Genomic DNA, 14,753 nt, shown 5'->3' with positions numbered 1-14,753 from the left:
TCAGCGGGTGCCGGCGGCGGCGAGGCGGGCGACTTGGGCGACGTTGGTCTTCGTGACGAAGGCCGGGCCCGTCAGTACGGGCGCGGTGCCGCCGCCGCTGAGATTGCCGTTGGTCTTGTAGAGCCAGAGCCCGTCGACGGCCAAGTAGCCCTGAAGATAGGGCTGCTGATCCACCGCGAACTGCACGCTGCCGTCGCGCACCGCCGTGACCAGGTCCTTGTTGAGGTCGAAGGTGGCGACCTTGGCCTTGCTGCCCGCCTTCTCGGTCGCCTGGACCGCGGCGAGGCCGAACTGCGCTCCGTTGGCGATGACTTCGTCGATGTCGGGTTCCTGTCGCAGGCGTGCCGTCAGGGCGGCGGTCATGGCATCCATGTCCGTTCCGTCGGCGTAGAGCATCTCGGTCTCGCCGGTGAACGTCTTCTTCACGCCGGCGCAGCGCGCCTCCAGGGCGATGTTGCCCCGCTCGTGGATGACGCACAGGGCGTGCTTCGCGCCGAGGTCGTCGAGTTTGTCGCCGACGGCACGGCCCGCGACGCTCTCGTCCTGGCCGAAGTACTCCAGAAGGCCCGCCGAACGCCAGGCGTCGATACCTGAGTTGAGTCCGACCACGGGTATGCCGGCCGCCTTGGCCCGGGCCACCGGACTCTTCATCGCCTGCGGTTTGGCGAGGGTCACCGCGATGCCGTCGACCCGGTCGCTGATCGCGTCCCGCACCAGTTCGGCCTGCCCGGCGGCGTCGGAGTCGCTGGCGTAGGTCAGATCGACGCCGTCCTTGGCGGCCGCGGCCTCGGCGCCCTTGCGCACCAGCTCCCAGAAGTCGTCGCCCTCGGCGCCGTGGGTGACCAGGGTGATCTTGATCCGGTCGCCCGAGCCGCCGGCCGTGTCCGTGTCCGAGCCGGAAGTGGAGCCGGAACAGCCGGTCAGCAGGAGAAGGCAGCAGGCCGCGGCCAGGGCGGGGAGGCGTACGGATCTGAGGGGAACGGAAACGGAGGGAGCGGGGAGGGGAGTGTTCATGGGGGGCTGCACCTCGCTGTGCGGCAGAGCAGGGAAGACGGGCGAGCGCCGCCGGAGCGAGGGGTGTGCACCGGCGAGAGGCATTCGTTGGCTCGGAGCCAACCGTGTGTGACCGCTGGTAGTCAAGTGAGCTACCACATGGGGTGAGGAGCTGCCGCCGCATTGTGATCCGGGCGGGGCGGCCAGGACGGAAGGGAGCATATCCGCAGCTGAGGTGACTGATCGTCAACCTGTCGGCGTGGTTCAGGGCTTGCGGGCCACCACCCCGTGCATCGCGATGTCCGCGTCGCGGACGACCTCCGTGCCGGTGCCGTCGGGGCGCCAGTGGTGGACCTGGACGATGCCGGGGCCGACCAGGTCGAGGCCGGCGAAGAACTCCGCCGCCTCAGCCCGGGTGCGCAACCGCATCGGCATGCCGGGGGCCGCGTACTCACGCGCGAGGCGGCCGACTCCTCGGGCGCGAAGTCCGCGGTGCCGATGGACATCGCCAGGTGGCTGCCCGGGGGCAGCGGGTCCAGCAGGCGGCGGACGATGCCGACGGCGTCGTGCTCGTCGAGCAGGAAGTGGACGATCGCGATCACGGTGAGGGCGACGGGCCTGCCCGGATCCAGTGCCGTACGGAACTCCGGCGCGGCCAGGATGCCCGCCGGGTCGCGCATGTCGGCCTCCAGGTAGGCCGTGCGGCCCTCGGGCGTGCTGCTCATCAGATTCCGGGCCAGGTCCAGGACGCGGGGTCGTTGTCGACGTAGACCACCCGGGAGTCCGGGGCCGCCTCCTGGGCGATCTCGTGGATGTCGGGGGAGGTGGGGATGCCGCTGCCGATGTCGAGGAACTCGCGTATCCCGGCCTCCCGGGCGAGATGGCGCTCGGCGCGGTTCATGAAGTCGCGGTTGGCACGCATGTGGACGGGGAGCGCGGGCCACTCCCGGACCATCACGTCCCCGGCCTCGCGATCCGCCGGGAAGTGGTCCCTGCCGCCGATGATGTAGTCGTAGATCCGAGCGGAGTGCGCGGTCCCGGTGTCGACCGCGTCGCTTTCGGGGCGCGTTTTGGCGCCGGTCATTTCGCCGCTGTCCCTTTCGTCGCTGTCCACGGGGCTCAACCCTCCACTTAAGAAGACCGGTTGAGCCAAAAACGCGTTTCTGCCTTGCTGCTCTGCCGCTTCGCGCCTTCTTCCGCTCTCCTAATCCCTCCTGGTCCTCCTGGCCCTCCTCGCTGCCCTCCGCTTCGTCTTCTTCCTCTCCCTCGAAGAAGTCGCCGATCTCGTCGACCGCTTCGGCCCGCCACCATGCCGCCGACGGCCCCCACGGCCGGCCCCACCGCGCCCGCTCCGACGGCCGTGCCCCCGCCGGAGCCGGGGCCATGGACGGTGAGGTGGTCGGCGTGCGGTGCGGAGTGGACGTAAGCCTGCGCGCCGTACGCCTCCCGGTGGTCGGTCAGCCGGCGGATCCAGCCGTCGACCTCGCTGTTCCAGTCGAGGACGGGCACGTCCTCGTGGCGCATCGTGAAGCGGGTCAGCGCGTCATGGCCGGGGGTGAGCGGGCCGCCGCGCTTGTCGGCCTCCAGCACGGCCTCCAGGCCGGAGGCGGTGGCGAGGAAGGTCAGCTCGGTCTCGGTCACCGCGTGCGCGTACCGCGGGGGAGGGGTGAGCTCGATCTCCTGGTAGAACGGCAGCCGTTGGCCCGTGCCCCCGAGGCGGCCGCGCTCCAGGTCGGCGCAGCGGAAGCCGAACCCGAGCTGTCCGAGCGCTTCGAGGACCGCCTCCTGCACGGGCAGTGGACGGACGGTCAGCGGGTCGAGATCGCCCCGGTCGCGGGCGTCGGCCACCGCGAGTTCCGTGCGCACGCCCAGGACGACGCCCAGCGGCTGCCCGTACAGTTCGGTGACCGGTGTCTACCAGGGCAACGTGACCGTGAACGGCACACTGCGTTCCTCGTCCTCGCCGAGCCGGACGCCCCCGCCGAACGACATACCGCTCGAACGCGACGGCGCCCTCGCTCTCGCCCTCCTCGTGCTCCGCCTCGACGCGGGCCACCAGCTCCAGGCCGATCTCCTCGATCTCCACGGCCGTGCCGCGCCCCGCAGCCGGACCTGCCCCGACAGAGACCCGCCCGGCAGCATCGCCCCGCCGTCGAGCACCGTGTCCATCGAGGGGCCGCCTATGCCGATCGCCCCGAGCAGCCGTTTGAACACCATGCCGCTGTCGCTCCTTCACGCCGAACCCATTGCCTCGAGCCCATTGCAGTGGTCTTCCGCTGAACTCGTCGCGACGGCAGAGAGGTTCCCAAGTCACCTGTTCGAATGACGTGCGGTGGCGGGGTGACGAAACCGGCGGGGCCGGGAGCGGCCCGCTGTGCGCAGGTCGTCCCGGCCCCGCCGGTGAAGTGACGTACGGCCGTGAGTCACGGCCGCGCGTCAGGTCCGCGAATGCCCGCGTGTCAGGCGGTCTTTCCCGCTCCGGGCAGTGGACCGTCCTGCCGGAGCGAATCGGCCGCCCGTTCCGTCCGCGTCTCCTTGCGCCGCTGCCGGCGGCTCGGGCGCGGCTCCTGGTCGGGCAGCCAGCCGAAGGACAGGCTGCTGCCCACGGCACCCATCAGGAGGCCGATGACGAAGCCGCCGATGTTGGAGGTGAGCCAGGTGCCCAGGGAGAGCAGGATGGCGATGATCGAGTAGAACAGCCGCTGGGTCGGGTTGAAGATGATCAGCAGACCGCAGAGCACCATCAGGGTGGGCAGGAGGTAACCCGCCAGGCCCTGCATACCCACATGGAGGATCACCGGGAGCGGTGCCTTCATGGTCACCAGGATCTCGGCGCCGCCCAGGACGAGCAGCACGCCGCCCGCGAAGGGCCGGTGGCCTCTCCACCCGCGGAAGCGGTCCCGCCACTGGGTGAAGGTCATTACTTGCAGCCCTCGCTGGAGAAGCTCATCTTCAGTCCGGGGAGCTTGAAGACGGCCGCGGTGGCCGCGTAGTTGTGCTGGTACAGGTGATTGATGACGACCGTGTCCGCCTGCTGGCCGTAGACACCCGCGGGGCCCTGGATCGGGACCTTGTCGAAGGTGCTGGAGTCGCGGCCGATCTCGATGTTGTTGAACTCGGCGTCGCCCGAGATCTCGTCGGAGTCGATGGCCAGGTTCTTCACGCTCACCGGCGTGGATCCGCCGCCGGCCCTGAGGATGAGCTGGATGCCGCCGAGGTCGACGCTCTGGCACATGTTGGTGATCTTGCCGTTCTTCACGACCGAGGTGACGACCAGGACCTGGCCGCCGGTGTCGCCCTGGTTGGGGCTGTTCTCGATCATGTTGTCCAGACCGCCGAACTGCGCGAAGCCCTCACCGTCGAGCCTGTCGGCGGTGACCACGAACGGCATACCGGAGATCGCGAACTGCACACCCAGGGCGCCCTGTGCGGTGAGGACCGCGAGCCCCGCGGCGACGAAGGTGGCGGGCACCGCCATGACGGCGGCCCGGCGCAGCCGGACCCTGCCGCGTCTCGCTGTGGAACCGCTTTCAGGGTTCTCGGGGGTGTTGTCGGCGGACGAAGTGACGTCCGGGGACGAGGCCATGTCTGCTCCCATGCGCTTAGTCATGCGGGTTGGGCTTCAGTGGCACGTTGTCCTGGCGCGGACAGCGGCTGCCGCGCACGCCTCCTTGCAACTCCCGGAAACCGCAAGGGCTTTCTGGTTACGCAGCAGTAGCCGTCCAGGAAGTTACCGATGGTTACACCACCCGGTCAAGGGAGATGTGGAAAAAGAGTGTTCATTATGTGCCGCCTGCGGCCGCATGCCCCGACGGGCTTCCGCATATATCTGTTACACCATCAACTTTGTTTCAGAGCCTTGACGTTGACAGACCATCAGGTCTAGAACTCTCCCTGGCTCAGCCGGGATCCGTGGCGCCGGATCCGCAGCGCGGCGACATCGCCGCGCTCCCGGACGCTTTTCAGCCAGTACGGGCCACTCGGTCCCGAGCTCGATCCCTTCACGGCACCGGTACGGCCGCTTCCCCCCGCGGGCCGCGACCGGTCGCCCCTCCCCGCCCGGCCCGGCCGGAGTCACTCGCCAGTGCCTCCGGCCGGTCACCGGCCGGCCGCCGTTGCCGGTCCGTCACGTACGGAGAAGGCGTCACGGGCCGGCGACGGCGGACGCCGATCAGCGTCCCCCCCTGTTGCGACAAGCGACGCGCCGGTTCACACCCCCACCGACCAATCCCCCCAATGAAGCCCCACTTGAGAAAGAGGCACCCGCATGCTGCGCACCCGCTCCCTCCTCGCCCTCGCAGGTACTGTCGCCGCCCTCTCGCTCACCGCCGTCACCCCGGCCTCCGCGGCCGGCGCGGTGCTGACGACCGCCAACGGCGACGTCGCCGTCGGTGACGTCCTCAACGCCTCGCTCGCCAGTGGCACGGCCGCCACGCTGTACTCCAGCGCGACCGGCACCAGCGGCGTCTCCTGTGCCACGTCCGCGTTCAGCGCCACCGTCACCGGCAACCCCACCGCGCCCGGCACCGCCACCGAGTCACTCACCGCGCACACCTTCAGCAACTGCACCGCGAACGTCATCGGCGTGCTCGGCGTCACCAGCATCACGGTCAACAACCTGTCCTACACCACGAGCGTGGCCTCCGGCGGCACCGTCACGGTGACTCCGCCGAGCGGCTCCACCATCCAGACCACGGTCGTGCTGCGCACCCTGCTGGGCAGCATCAACTGCGTCTACCAGGCGCCCAGCCTGACCGGCGCGGCGAGCAACGCCGACAACAGCATCACCTTCACCAGCCAGCAGTTCACCAAGTCGTCCGGCTCGTCGCTCTGCTTCGCCAACGGTTACTTCACGGCGAAGTACGCCCCGGTGACCGACGCGGGCGCGGCCGTCACCGTCAACTGAACACCGTCGCCGCCAAGGAAGACCGTCTGCGCGACTGATCGGCCGACGCACGACTGAAGCCCGTGCCGACGGAGTTCAGCGCCGCCGCAGGCGCACGACGAGGGCGGCGCCGCCGGTGAGCACCAACACCGCCGCGGCGCCGCCCGCCATCATCGGCGCGGACGGCCCGGAGCCGGTCCCGGTGGTGGACGCCACCGGGGTGCTCTCCGGGCCGGCCGCGGCGGCGCGGTCGGGTGCGGCATCGGACGCGGTCGACACCGACGGAGCGGCGGACGGTGAGCTGGGCGTCGTGCTCGCGGACGCCACGGGCGTGGCCGAAGCGGGCGCCTTCGTCGTCGGGCTGCTCTCCGGCTTGCTTTGTGAAACCGCTTCCGGGAACACCACGTCCGAGCACGAGTAGTACGTGTCCGGCGTGCTGCTGTTCTGCCAGATCGTGTAGAGCATCTGACGTCCCGTCCGGTCGGCGGGCAGCTTCGCCGTGAGGTGGTAGGCGTCGTTCGTCAGCGCCGGGTCCTTGACCTCGGCGAACGGACTCGCCGGCAGATCGGACCAGGTGAGCGGCTTCGACGGGTCGTACCCCGGCTTCGTCAGATACAACTTGAAGGTGCCGGTGTGCGCGATCGTCGAGGCGTACGTCATGCGCAGCGTCCCGCCCGGGGTGAGCCGGGTCGACGGCCAGTCGGCGCGGGCGAGGTCGAGTCCCTTGTAGGCGGGCAGGCCGCCGCTGCACAACTCCCCGTCGGGAATGGTCTGCCGGTCACGGCCGTTCACGTTCGCCACCCGCAGGTTGTCCCACGCGGCGAAAGAGGTGCCGTTGGCGTCGACGGCCGCCCGGCAGGCGGCGGTCCTCGCGTCGGCTCCGCCTTCGGGGGAGCAGGCGAACACCCGGCTGACCGGATTCGTGGGGGCGCCGTGCGCCTGGGCCGGTCCGGCGGCCCACAGGCCCAGCAGGAGCGGACTCACGGCGGCTGCCGCCAGGGCTGCGGTGCGTTGTGCGGTGGTGCGGGGCATCGGGGACGTCTCCTCGGCCTGCGCGGGAACGGTCTGCTGTGAGTACGGGAATCCGGCCCGGCGCGTTCAGTCCGGCGAGTTCGCTCCGTCGCCCGATGGCTGTCGAGCCGCACGGACACGATCAAATCGGGCGTTCGCCGGCCGATTGTGGTCGTCGAGGGTGGGTTTTTGGCCTGATCGAGGGTTTCCCCTGTATCCGGATGACTGATCCTTTGCCTATCGTTCCTGCACAGTCGACCCACAGGTAACCCCGACGGGGTCGGCTCCCGCGCCTGGCCGGCCTTTCGCGCTGCTCTTCGATACACCCCCCGCCGCTTCCCCGCCGAAGCGAATCGACCGCCGCTCCGCCCTGTCCGGAGTCGGTTACGAAAGGCACGCCCTTGCGCACCTCACCCGCCTTGCGACGGAAGCTGATATCCGTCGCCGCGGCCTCCGCGGCCCTGCTCACCGCCGCGTCGACCGCCTCGGCCGTCGCCGCCCAGGAAACCGTTTCCCAGGGCCCCGCCGTCCCCGCCGCGCAGACCGAGGCCGCGCCCGGCACCCCGGCCGAGCGTCTCATCGTCGGCTACAAGCCCGGTGCCGCCGAGGCCGGCTCGAACCCGGCCGCCGAGGCCGACGCCACCGCCAAGGGCGAGCAGGCGGGCGAGGACGTCGACTTCCAGCGCCGTCTCGGCACCGGCGCCGCCCTGGTCGACCTGGGTGACGACCTCACGAAGGCGGATGTCGCCGACGTCGTCGCCCGGTACCGGGCGGACCCGCAGGTCGCCTATGTCGTCCCGGACCGGCTGAACAAGCCGAAGGCCGACCCGAACGACACCGAGTACACCAAGCAGTGGGACCTCTTCGAGTCCACCGCCGGTATGAACGTGCCGGGCGCCTGGGCGACTTCGACGGGCACCGGTGTCACCGTCGCCGTCATCGACACCGGTTACGCCGCGCACACCGACCTCGCCGCGAACATCGTCGGCGGCTACGACTTCATCGCCGACACCGCGGTCTCCGTGGACGGCGACGGCCGCGACAGCAACCCGGCCGACCCGGGCGACTACTACGCCGCGAACGAGTGCGGCTCCGGCACCCCGGCCGGCAACTCCTCCTGGCACGGCACCCACGTGGCCGGCACCATCGCCGCCGTCACGAACAACAACAAGGGTGTCGCGGGCATCGCGTACGGCGCGAAGATCTCCCCGGTCCGGGTGCTCGGCAAGTGCGGCGGTTACGACTCGGACATCATCGACGCGATCACCTGGGCGTCCGGCGGTACCGTTTCCGGTGTTCCCGCCAACTCCAACGTCGCCAAGGTCATCAACATGAGCCTGGGCGGCGACGGGGCCTGCACCTCGGCGACCCAGAGCGCGATCACCGCCGCCGTGAACCGGGGTACGACCGTCGTGGTGGCCGCCGGCAACGAGAGCGACAACGTGGCGAACCACTCGCCGGGCAACTGCGACAACGTCATCTCGGTCGCGGCGACCAACCGCACCGGCGCCAAGGCCTCCTACTCCAACTACGGTTCCTTCGTGGACATCTCGGCGCCCGGCGGCCAGACCAGCACCGGCACCGCGAACGGCATCCTGTCCACCCTGAACTCCGGGACCAAGACGCCGTCGAGCGAGTCGTACGCCTACTACCAGGGCACCAGCATGGCCACCCCGCACATCGCGGGCCTGGTCGCGCTGGTCAAGTCGGCGAACCCGGCGCTGAGCCCCGCGCAGATCGAGACGGCCGTCAAGAACAACGCCCGTGCCCTGCCCGGCGCCTGCTCCGGTGGCTGCGGCGCGGGTCTGGCGGACGCGGCCAGGACGGTGCAGGCGGTGAGCGGCTCCGGCGGCTCCACGGGGGGCACCACCTTCTCCAGCTCGACCGCGGTCTCGATCCCGGACAACGGTTCCGCCGTCGAGTCCTCGATCGCCGTCAGCGGCCGTACGGGCAACGCCCCGACCGCCCTTCAGGTCGGCGTCGACATCACCCACACCTACCGCGGCGACCTGGTGATCGACCTTGTCGCGCCCGACGGCACCGCCTACCGGCTGAAGGCGGCGAGTTCCTCGGACTCCGCCGACAACGTCAGCACCACCTACTCGGTGAACGCTTCCGGTGAGACCGCCAACGGCACCTGGAAGCTGCGCGTCCAGGACACGGCCGCGCAGGACACCGGCAAGCTCAACAGCTGGCAGTTGACCTTCTGAGGAAACGCGTTTCTCCCCGCGCGCGACGAACGGGCGGGCCGGCCGGTGTGGATGGACACCGGCCGGCCCGCTCTCTGTCTGTTTCTGTCTGTTTTCCGACGAGGCCATGGGAGAGCGTGGGAGGCCGTGGGCTCCGGGGGCATCGGCAAGTGCCGTTCAGGGGCAACGAGTTGCCTGTGTGTTTCCAGCCGTTTCCCCGGGAAACAAACCGGTCGCCTCGCACATGAACGCCGCCCGAAAGGTGTGCTCCGCAGGGTGCCGTGGGAACCTCGGTATGCGGTTACACGTGTCGATCGAGTGTTCCGGCATCCTGTCCTTCAGGTGCTCACAAGCGGAAACCGCGCACCCCGTCTCTTTTGATTACGTCTCGATTATGCCCCCGGTACGTTCTCTGTGGGAGGCTTCAGGTAGCAGGCCAGCGGCGGCGCACAAGTCGCGTGGGTGCAGGGGTCGTCGGCGGTCCTCACTCCCATGGCCAATACAGTCGTACCGTGAGCTATTGTGTACGGTGGGTAAGAAAAAACGGCATGACCCGTTCGTTACCGGCCCGGGAGAGTACCAGTCGATGGCGAGGCAGTTACGCGCCGAACAGACCCGCACGACGATCATCACGGCCGCCGCCGACCTGTTCGACCGGCACGGCTACGAGTCGACAAGCCTCAGTGACATCGTCGCGCACGCCCATGTCACCAAGGGCGCCCTCTACTTCCACTTCGCGGCGAAGGAGGATCTGGCCCACGCCATCATGGAGTTGCAGTCCTCGGCCTCACGCCGGATCGCCGGTGAGATCGACGACCGGGGCTACGCCTCCCTCGAAGCCCTGATGCGCCTGACGTTCGCCCTGACCCGGCTGTCGGTCGAGGGGCCGATCACCCGGGCCGGCCTGCGGCTCGCCACGGGGGGCGTGGCGGTCCGACCGCCCTTGCCGCATCCCTTCGTGGAGCTGCTGGACCTGATCTCCCGGCGGCTCGGCGGTGCGCTCAAGGAGTCCGACCTCCATCCGGACGTCGACGTCGACGTCGTGGCGCACTCCCTGGTCTGCTTCTTCGTCGGCACCCGAGTCGTCGGCCGCTCCCGTGAACCCGCCGGCCGGCTGCCCCGACGGATGGCCGAGATGTGGCACGTCCTCATCCGCGGCCTGGTACCGGTACCGCGCCGACCGCGCTATCTCACCCTCGCGGCACGGCTGGAGCGGGAGATCATGGCGGTGGTGTGAGGGGCGCGGGGCATTGTTCCGTGGCCGTGGCCCGTGGCCCGTGGCCCGTGGCCCGTAACTCTGAGTCCTTGGTTCTTCGCGCTCGGCGTTTGAGGTGAGGGGGTCGGGGCGCGTGGTCGTGGCGCGGTGACGGTCGGCCCTAGCGGTGTGCCCCCGGGATACGGTGAGCCGCATGTCCGACACCCCCGCGCCGCCCGTGATCCTCGGCGACGAGCCAGGATCGTTCCCCCACAGCGTCCTGGCCGAACGGCATCCGGCGATCATCCAGCAGGTGCGGGAGGCGTTTCCGTACGGTCCCGGCATTCACCGGAGGCTGGACGCGCTGCTCGACAGCTGCGCCAAGGGTGCGATCGAACCGCTTTCCGCCACCGCGCCCGACCGGGAACGGTGGCGGGGCTGGGGTCTCGACGCGTACGCCGGCCGATCCTGGTTCGACGTGCCCTGGCTGTGGTCGGAGAGTTACTTCTACCGTCAACTCCTCGACGCCGTGGGTTACTTCGGGCCCGGGCCCTGGCAGGGCATCGACCCGTTCCGCCCCTTCAAACTCGCCGAGCTCGACGCGCCGGAGACCGACGAGGAGTTGGCCGCGCTCGACACCCTCGAGGGCCGCCCCGTCGACGAGCGGGCCCGCGCGCTCCTGCACGGGTCCCTCTGGGGCAACCGCGCCGATCTCGGCTTCCGGCTGTCCGACGTCGAGGCGGAGAGGAGGGCCGCCGTGACGGGGTTGGTCGCCGACGACAGCGAGAGGCTGTGGTCGCTGCTGCCGGACACGTCCGAGGACGCAGGTACGGAAAACGGTTCCAGCACCGGTAGGGGCATCGGCGCAGGCGCCGGCACCCTGTGTCTGGTCGCCGACAACGCGGGACGGGAGCTGATCCCCGATCTCCTTCTGGCCGCCCATCTGCTCGCGCACGGGCGGTGCGGCCGCGTCGTCCTGCACGTCAAGCCGTACCCCTACTACGTCTCCGACGCCACCACGGCCGATGTAGTCGACGCGCTCAGGAAGCTGACGGCCGCGCGAGGATCGGCCGGCGATCACGGGCGGCGGCTCTGGGCGGCCATGGCCGACGGCACCCTCACGGTGCGCGCCCATCCGTTCTCCGCCGCCCCGCTGCCCTACGCCGCGATGCCGGACGACCTGCGGGCCGAGTTCGCGGCGGCCTCCCTGACGATCGTGAAGGGCGACCTCAACTACCGTCGTCTGGTGGGCGACAGCCGGTGGGACCCGACCACCCCGTTCGCCGACGTCACCGCCTGCTTCCCCGGCCCGGTCGCGGCCCTGCGCACCCTGAAGTCCGACGTGATCACCGGTCTGGACGCCGGGACCGAGGCCGCCCTGGTCGCCGCCGAGGGGCAGCGCTGGCGTACCGGGGGAACGCACGCGCTGATCCAGGTACGGGCGTGAAGTCCACAGGGTGACCGAGACACGGTTTCCCGCCCGATTCACGCGATGGTGTGATCATGTGTCGCCCCGCGGATGGCCGCGCGGACCCCCGGGTAGGGCCCGGCCATGACGCAACCGTTCGAACTCCCGCACTTCTACATGCCGCACCCCGCGCGCCTGAACCCGCACGTCGAGGAGGCGCGGACCCACTCGACGCAGTGGGCGCGCGACATGGGCATGCTGGAGGGGTCCGGGATCTGGGATCAGGCCGACCTGGAGGCGCACGACTACGGCCTGCTCTGCGCCTACACCCACCCCGACTGCGACGGTCCCGCGCTGTCGCTGATCACCGACTGGTACGTGTGGGTGTTCTTCTTCGACGATCACTTCCTCGACATGTTCAAGCGCACCCCGGACCGGGCCGCGGGCAAGGCGCACCTGGACCGGCTGCCGCTGTTCATGCCGCTGGACCTGTCGACGCCCGTGCCCGAGGCGCGGAACCCGGTGGAGGCGGGTCTCGCCGACCTGTGGGCGCGCACGGTGCCGGACATGTCGCAGGACTGGCGACGCCGCTTCGCCGTGGCGACCGAACACCTGCTCAACGAGTCGATGTGGGAGCTGTCCAACATCAACGAGGGGCGGATCGCCAACCCCGTCGAGTACGTCGAGATGCGGCGCAAGGTGGGCGGAGCGCCCTGGTCGGCGGGGCTCGTGGAGTACGCGACCGCCGAGGTCCCGGCCGCCGTCGCCGGGTCGAGGCCGCTCAGGGTGCTGATGGAGACCTTCTCCGACGCCGTGCACCTGCGCAACGACCTGTTCTCCTACCAGCGCGAGGTGGAGGACGAGGGCGAGAACAGCAACGGCGTGCTCGTCCTGGAGACGTTCTTCGGCTGCACGACCCAGGAGGCCGCCGACACCGTCAACGACATCCTCACCTCCCGCCTCCACCAGTTCGAGCACACCGCGTTCACCGAAGTGCCCGCGGTGGCCCTGGAGAAGGGCCTCACACCCGACGAGGTCCTCGCGGTCGCCGCCTACACCAAGGGCCTGCAGGACTGGCAGTCCGGCGGCCATGAATGGCACATGCGCTCCAGCCGCTACATGAACAAGGGCGCCACCTCCGAGGCGCCCTGGCAGAAGCTGACCGGCCCCGGCACCTGTGCCGCCGACGTCGGCGCGCTGCTCGCCTCGGCCGCCGCCGAACGCCTGCGTGCGTACGCGCACGTGCCGCACCAGAAGGTCGGCCCGTCACTGCTGCCCGACTTCCACATGCCCTTCCAGGTGGAGTTGAGCCCGCACCTGGAGGCGTGCCGCCCGCGTCTGACGGCCTGGATGCACCGGATGGGCATGCTGGAGGAGGGCGTCTGGGACGAGGACAAACTCGCCGCCTACGACCTCCCGTTGTGCTCGGCCGGCCTCGACCCGGACGCCACCGCGGAGGCACTCGACCTCAGCGCCGCGTGGCTCGCCTGGGGCACCTACGGCGACGACTACTACCCGCTCGTCTTCGGCATCCGTCGCGATCTGGCCGCCGCCCGCCTGACCACGGCCCGGCTGTCCGCCTGTATGCCCGTCGACGGCGAGGAGGCGCCCGTCGTCCCCGTCAACGGCATGGAGCGCGGTCTGATCGACCTGTGGGCGCGCACCACCGCGGACATGACCCCCGACCAGCGGCGCACCCTGCGCGACGCGGTCGACGTCATGACCGAGAGCTGGGTGTGGGAGCTGTCCAACCAGCTTCAGAACCGTGTCCCCGACCCGGTCGACTACCTGGAGATGCGCCGCGCCACCTTCGGCTCCGACCTCACGCTGAGCCTGTGCCGCATGGGCCAGGGCCCGGCCGTCCCGCCGGAGGTCTACCGCAGCGGTGTCGTCCGCTCGCTGGAGAACGCCGCCGTGGACTACGCGTGCCTCACCAACGACGTCTTCTCGTACCAGAAGGAGATCGAGTACGAGGGCGAGATGCACAACGCGATCCTCGTCGTGCAGAACTTCTTCGGCTGTGACTACCCGACCGCGCTCGGCATCGTCCATGACCTGATGACCCAGCGCATGCAGCAGTTCGAGCATGTCGTCGCGCACGAACTGCCGGTCCTCTACGACGACTTCGACCTCTCGCCCGAGGCGCGCGAGGCTATGGGGCACTACGTCGCCGACCTTCAGAACTGGCTGGCCGGCATCCTGCACTGGCACCGCGAGGTCGACCGCTACAAGTCCGCGTACCTGGCCCGCCGCACCCATGGCTTCCTGCCGGACTCCGTGCCGCCGGTGCCCCTGTCACAGCTGTCGGTCTCCGCGCTCTCCTACGGCTGACGCTCCTTGCGGGAGGCGTGCTCGACCGCGGCTCGCGCCAGTGCCCGGACGACCGGGTGCGGGCGCGAGCCGTCGCCGGACAGCTCCGGCTGGAAGAGGGAGGCCAGGAAGAAGGGATGGCCCGGCAGCTCGGCGATCCGGACCTGGCCGCCCTCGTCGTGGCCGGAGAAACGCAGGCCGTGGGCGCGCAGGGTGTCGAGGTGGCGGGAGGGGCCGTACGCGCAGAAGTAGCGCTCGACCGTGCGCTCCGAGCCGATCACGGACTGGGCGAGCGACCCCGGCTCGATCGTCACGACGCCCTCGTGGCCCACGAGCGAACAGGCCAGGGGCTCGATGAGCAGGTCGTCCGCCTCGGGGTCGTTCTCGGCGTGCGCCGCTCGCGACAGTCCGCAGACGTTGCGGGCGTACTCCAGGAGGGCGTGCTGGAAGCCGCCGCAGGTGCCGAGGAACGGGATGCCCTCCTCGCGCGCCGTGCGGATCGCGGACAGGACGCCCGCCTCGCTGTGGTAAGGGCTGCCCGGCACCACCCACACCGCGTCGAATCCACGCACCGCGCCCTCGGCCTCCGCCTCCTCGGAGGGGATCCAGTAGGCGTCCAGGACGAGCCGGTCCCGGGCGGCGAGAGCGTCCATCAGGAGCGGGACGCGGGTGTGCGAGACGACGTTCGGGGAGCGGTCGCCGACCAGGGCGACCTTGGCGATATGAGCGGTGGTGTCGGTCATGCCGCCCATCCTGGGGGCG

General features: G+C 70.1%; 10 protein-coding genes and 2 pseudogenes. 5 read left to right on the top strand and 7 right to left on the bottom strand.

Going from position 1 to position 14,753, the window contains the following annotated elements; translation table 11 throughout:
* From ACFWBD_RS20345 to ACFWBD_RS20325, 5 genes and pseudogenes are all read right to left on the bottom strand, one after another.
* Complete coding sequence (locus tag ACFWBD_RS20345; protein ID WP_385668313.1) at positions 1-1,014, bottom strand: substrate-binding domain-containing protein; 1,014 nt, start codon at positions 1,012-1,014, stop codon at positions 1-3.
* 243 nt (positions 1,015-1,257) lie between these two features.
* Positions 1,258-2,077: pseudogene (locus ACFWBD_RS20340) on the bottom strand (SAM-dependent methyltransferase).
* A 47-nt stretch (positions 2,078-2,124) separates the two neighbouring features.
* Positions 2,125-3,162, bottom strand: a pseudogene (locus tag ACFWBD_RS20335) (sporulation protein).
* A gap of 290 nt (positions 3,163-3,452) precedes the next feature.
* Positions 3,453-3,914, bottom strand: a complete 462-nt coding sequence (locus ACFWBD_RS20330) for a DUF6114 domain-containing protein (RefSeq protein ID WP_385668311.1) — start codon at positions 3,912-3,914, stop codon at positions 3,453-3,455.
* On the bottom strand, positions 3,914-4,579 hold the full coding sequence (locus tag ACFWBD_RS20325; protein ID WP_385668309.1) for a DUF6230 family protein: 666 nt from the start codon (positions 4,577-4,579) through the stop codon (positions 3,914-3,916). Before ACFWBD_RS20325 ends, ACFWBD_RS20330 begins: the two co-directional genes overlap by 1 nt.
* A gap of 684 nt (positions 4,580-5,263) precedes the next feature.
* Between ACFWBD_RS20325 and ACFWBD_RS20320 the strand changes: the two genes are divergently transcribed.
* The gene (locus ACFWBD_RS20320) at positions 5,264-5,899 is read left to right on the top strand and encodes a Tat pathway signal sequence domain protein (protein ID WP_385668355.1); all 636 of its coding nucleotides are present in this window, start codon (positions 5,264-5,266) and stop codon (positions 5,897-5,899) included.
* A gap of 75 nt (positions 5,900-5,974) precedes the next feature.
* Here the strand turns inward: ACFWBD_RS20320 and ACFWBD_RS20315 are convergent, their stop codons facing one another.
* Positions 5,975-6,910 carry a lytic polysaccharide monooxygenase gene (locus tag ACFWBD_RS20315; protein WP_385668307.1) on the bottom strand — a complete coding sequence of 312 codons (936 nt, stop codon included), beginning with the start codon at positions 6,908-6,910 and terminating at the stop codon, positions 5,975-5,977.
* A gap of 380 nt (positions 6,911-7,290) precedes the next feature.
* Here ACFWBD_RS20315 and ACFWBD_RS20310 point away from each other — a divergent pair, with 380 nt between their 5' ends.
* The 4 genes from ACFWBD_RS20310 (at position 7,291) to cyc2 (ending at position 14,012) form a co-directional block, all read left to right on the top strand.
* Complete coding sequence (locus tag ACFWBD_RS20310) at positions 7,291-9,099, top strand: S8 family serine peptidase (protein ID WP_385668305.1); 1,809 nt, start codon at positions 7,291-7,293, stop codon at positions 9,097-9,099.
* 565 nt (positions 9,100-9,664) lie between these two features.
* Positions 9,665-10,315, top strand: coding sequence for a ScbR family autoregulator-binding transcription factor (locus ACFWBD_RS20305; protein ID WP_385668303.1), 651 nt, complete (start codon positions 9,665-9,667; stop codon positions 10,313-10,315).
* 172 nt (positions 10,316-10,487) lie between these two features.
* Complete coding sequence (locus ACFWBD_RS20300) at positions 10,488-11,720, top strand: damage-control phosphatase ARMT1 family protein (RefSeq protein ID WP_385668301.1); 1,233 nt, start codon at positions 10,488-10,490, stop codon at positions 11,718-11,720.
* Positions 11,721-11,825: 105 nt separating this feature from the next.
* A complete protein-coding gene (cyc2, locus tag ACFWBD_RS20295; protein WP_385668299.1) occupies positions 11,826-14,012 on the top strand; it encodes a germacradienol/geosmin synthase Cyc2 in 2,187 nt (728 codons plus the stop codon).
* Here the strand turns inward: cyc2 and ACFWBD_RS20290 are convergent.
* The gene (locus tag ACFWBD_RS20290; RefSeq protein ID WP_385668297.1) at positions 14,003-14,734 is read right to left on the bottom strand and encodes a hypothetical protein; all 732 of its coding nucleotides are present in this window, start codon (positions 14,732-14,734) and stop codon (positions 14,003-14,005) included. The two genes, cyc2 and ACFWBD_RS20290, sit on opposite strands and share 10 nt — an antisense overlap.
* Between the last annotated feature and the right edge of the window lie 19 nt (positions 14,735-14,753).

It is taken from the genome of Streptomyces sp. NPDC060002 (assembly GCF_042737245.1).
Classification (GTDB): domain Bacteria; phylum Actinomycetota; class Actinomycetes; order Streptomycetales; family Streptomycetaceae; genus Streptomyces.
This window is presented reverse-complemented; position numbering and strand designations above follow the sequence as displayed.

What these genes read in the sequence shown, in the direction of transcription:
- ACFWBD_RS20315 (WP_385668307.1), bottom strand. Translation starts at nt 6,910, where the DNA reads ATGCCCCGCACCACCGCACAACGCACCGCAGCCCTGGCGGCAGCCGCC.
- ACFWBD_RS20300 (WP_385668301.1), top strand. Translation starts at nt 10,488, where the DNA reads ATGTCCGACACCCCCGCGCCGCCCGTGATCCTCGGCGACGAGCCAGGA.
- ACFWBD_RS20305 (WP_385668303.1), top strand. Translation starts at nt 9,665, where the DNA reads ATGGCGAGGCAGTTACGCGCCGAACAGACCCGCACGACGATCATCACG.
- cyc2 (WP_385668299.1), top strand. Translation starts at nt 11,826, where the DNA reads ATGACGCAACCGTTCGAACTCCCGCACTTCTACATGCCGCACCCCGCG.
- ACFWBD_RS20330 (WP_385668311.1), bottom strand. Translation starts at nt 3,914, where the DNA reads ATGACCTTCACCCAGTGGCGGGACCGCTTCCGCGGGTGGAGAGGCCAC.
- ACFWBD_RS20325 (WP_385668309.1), bottom strand. Translation starts at nt 4,579, where the DNA reads ATGGCCTCGTCCCCGGACGTCACTTCGTCCGCCGACAACACCCCCGAG.
- ACFWBD_RS20345 (WP_385668313.1), bottom strand. Translation starts at nt 1,014, where the DNA reads ATGAACACTCCCCTCCCCGCTCCCTCCGTTTCCGTTCCCCTCAGATCC.
- ACFWBD_RS20290 (WP_385668297.1), bottom strand. Translation starts at nt 14,734, where the DNA reads ATGACCGACACCACCGCTCATATCGCCAAGGTCGCCCTGGTCGGCGAC.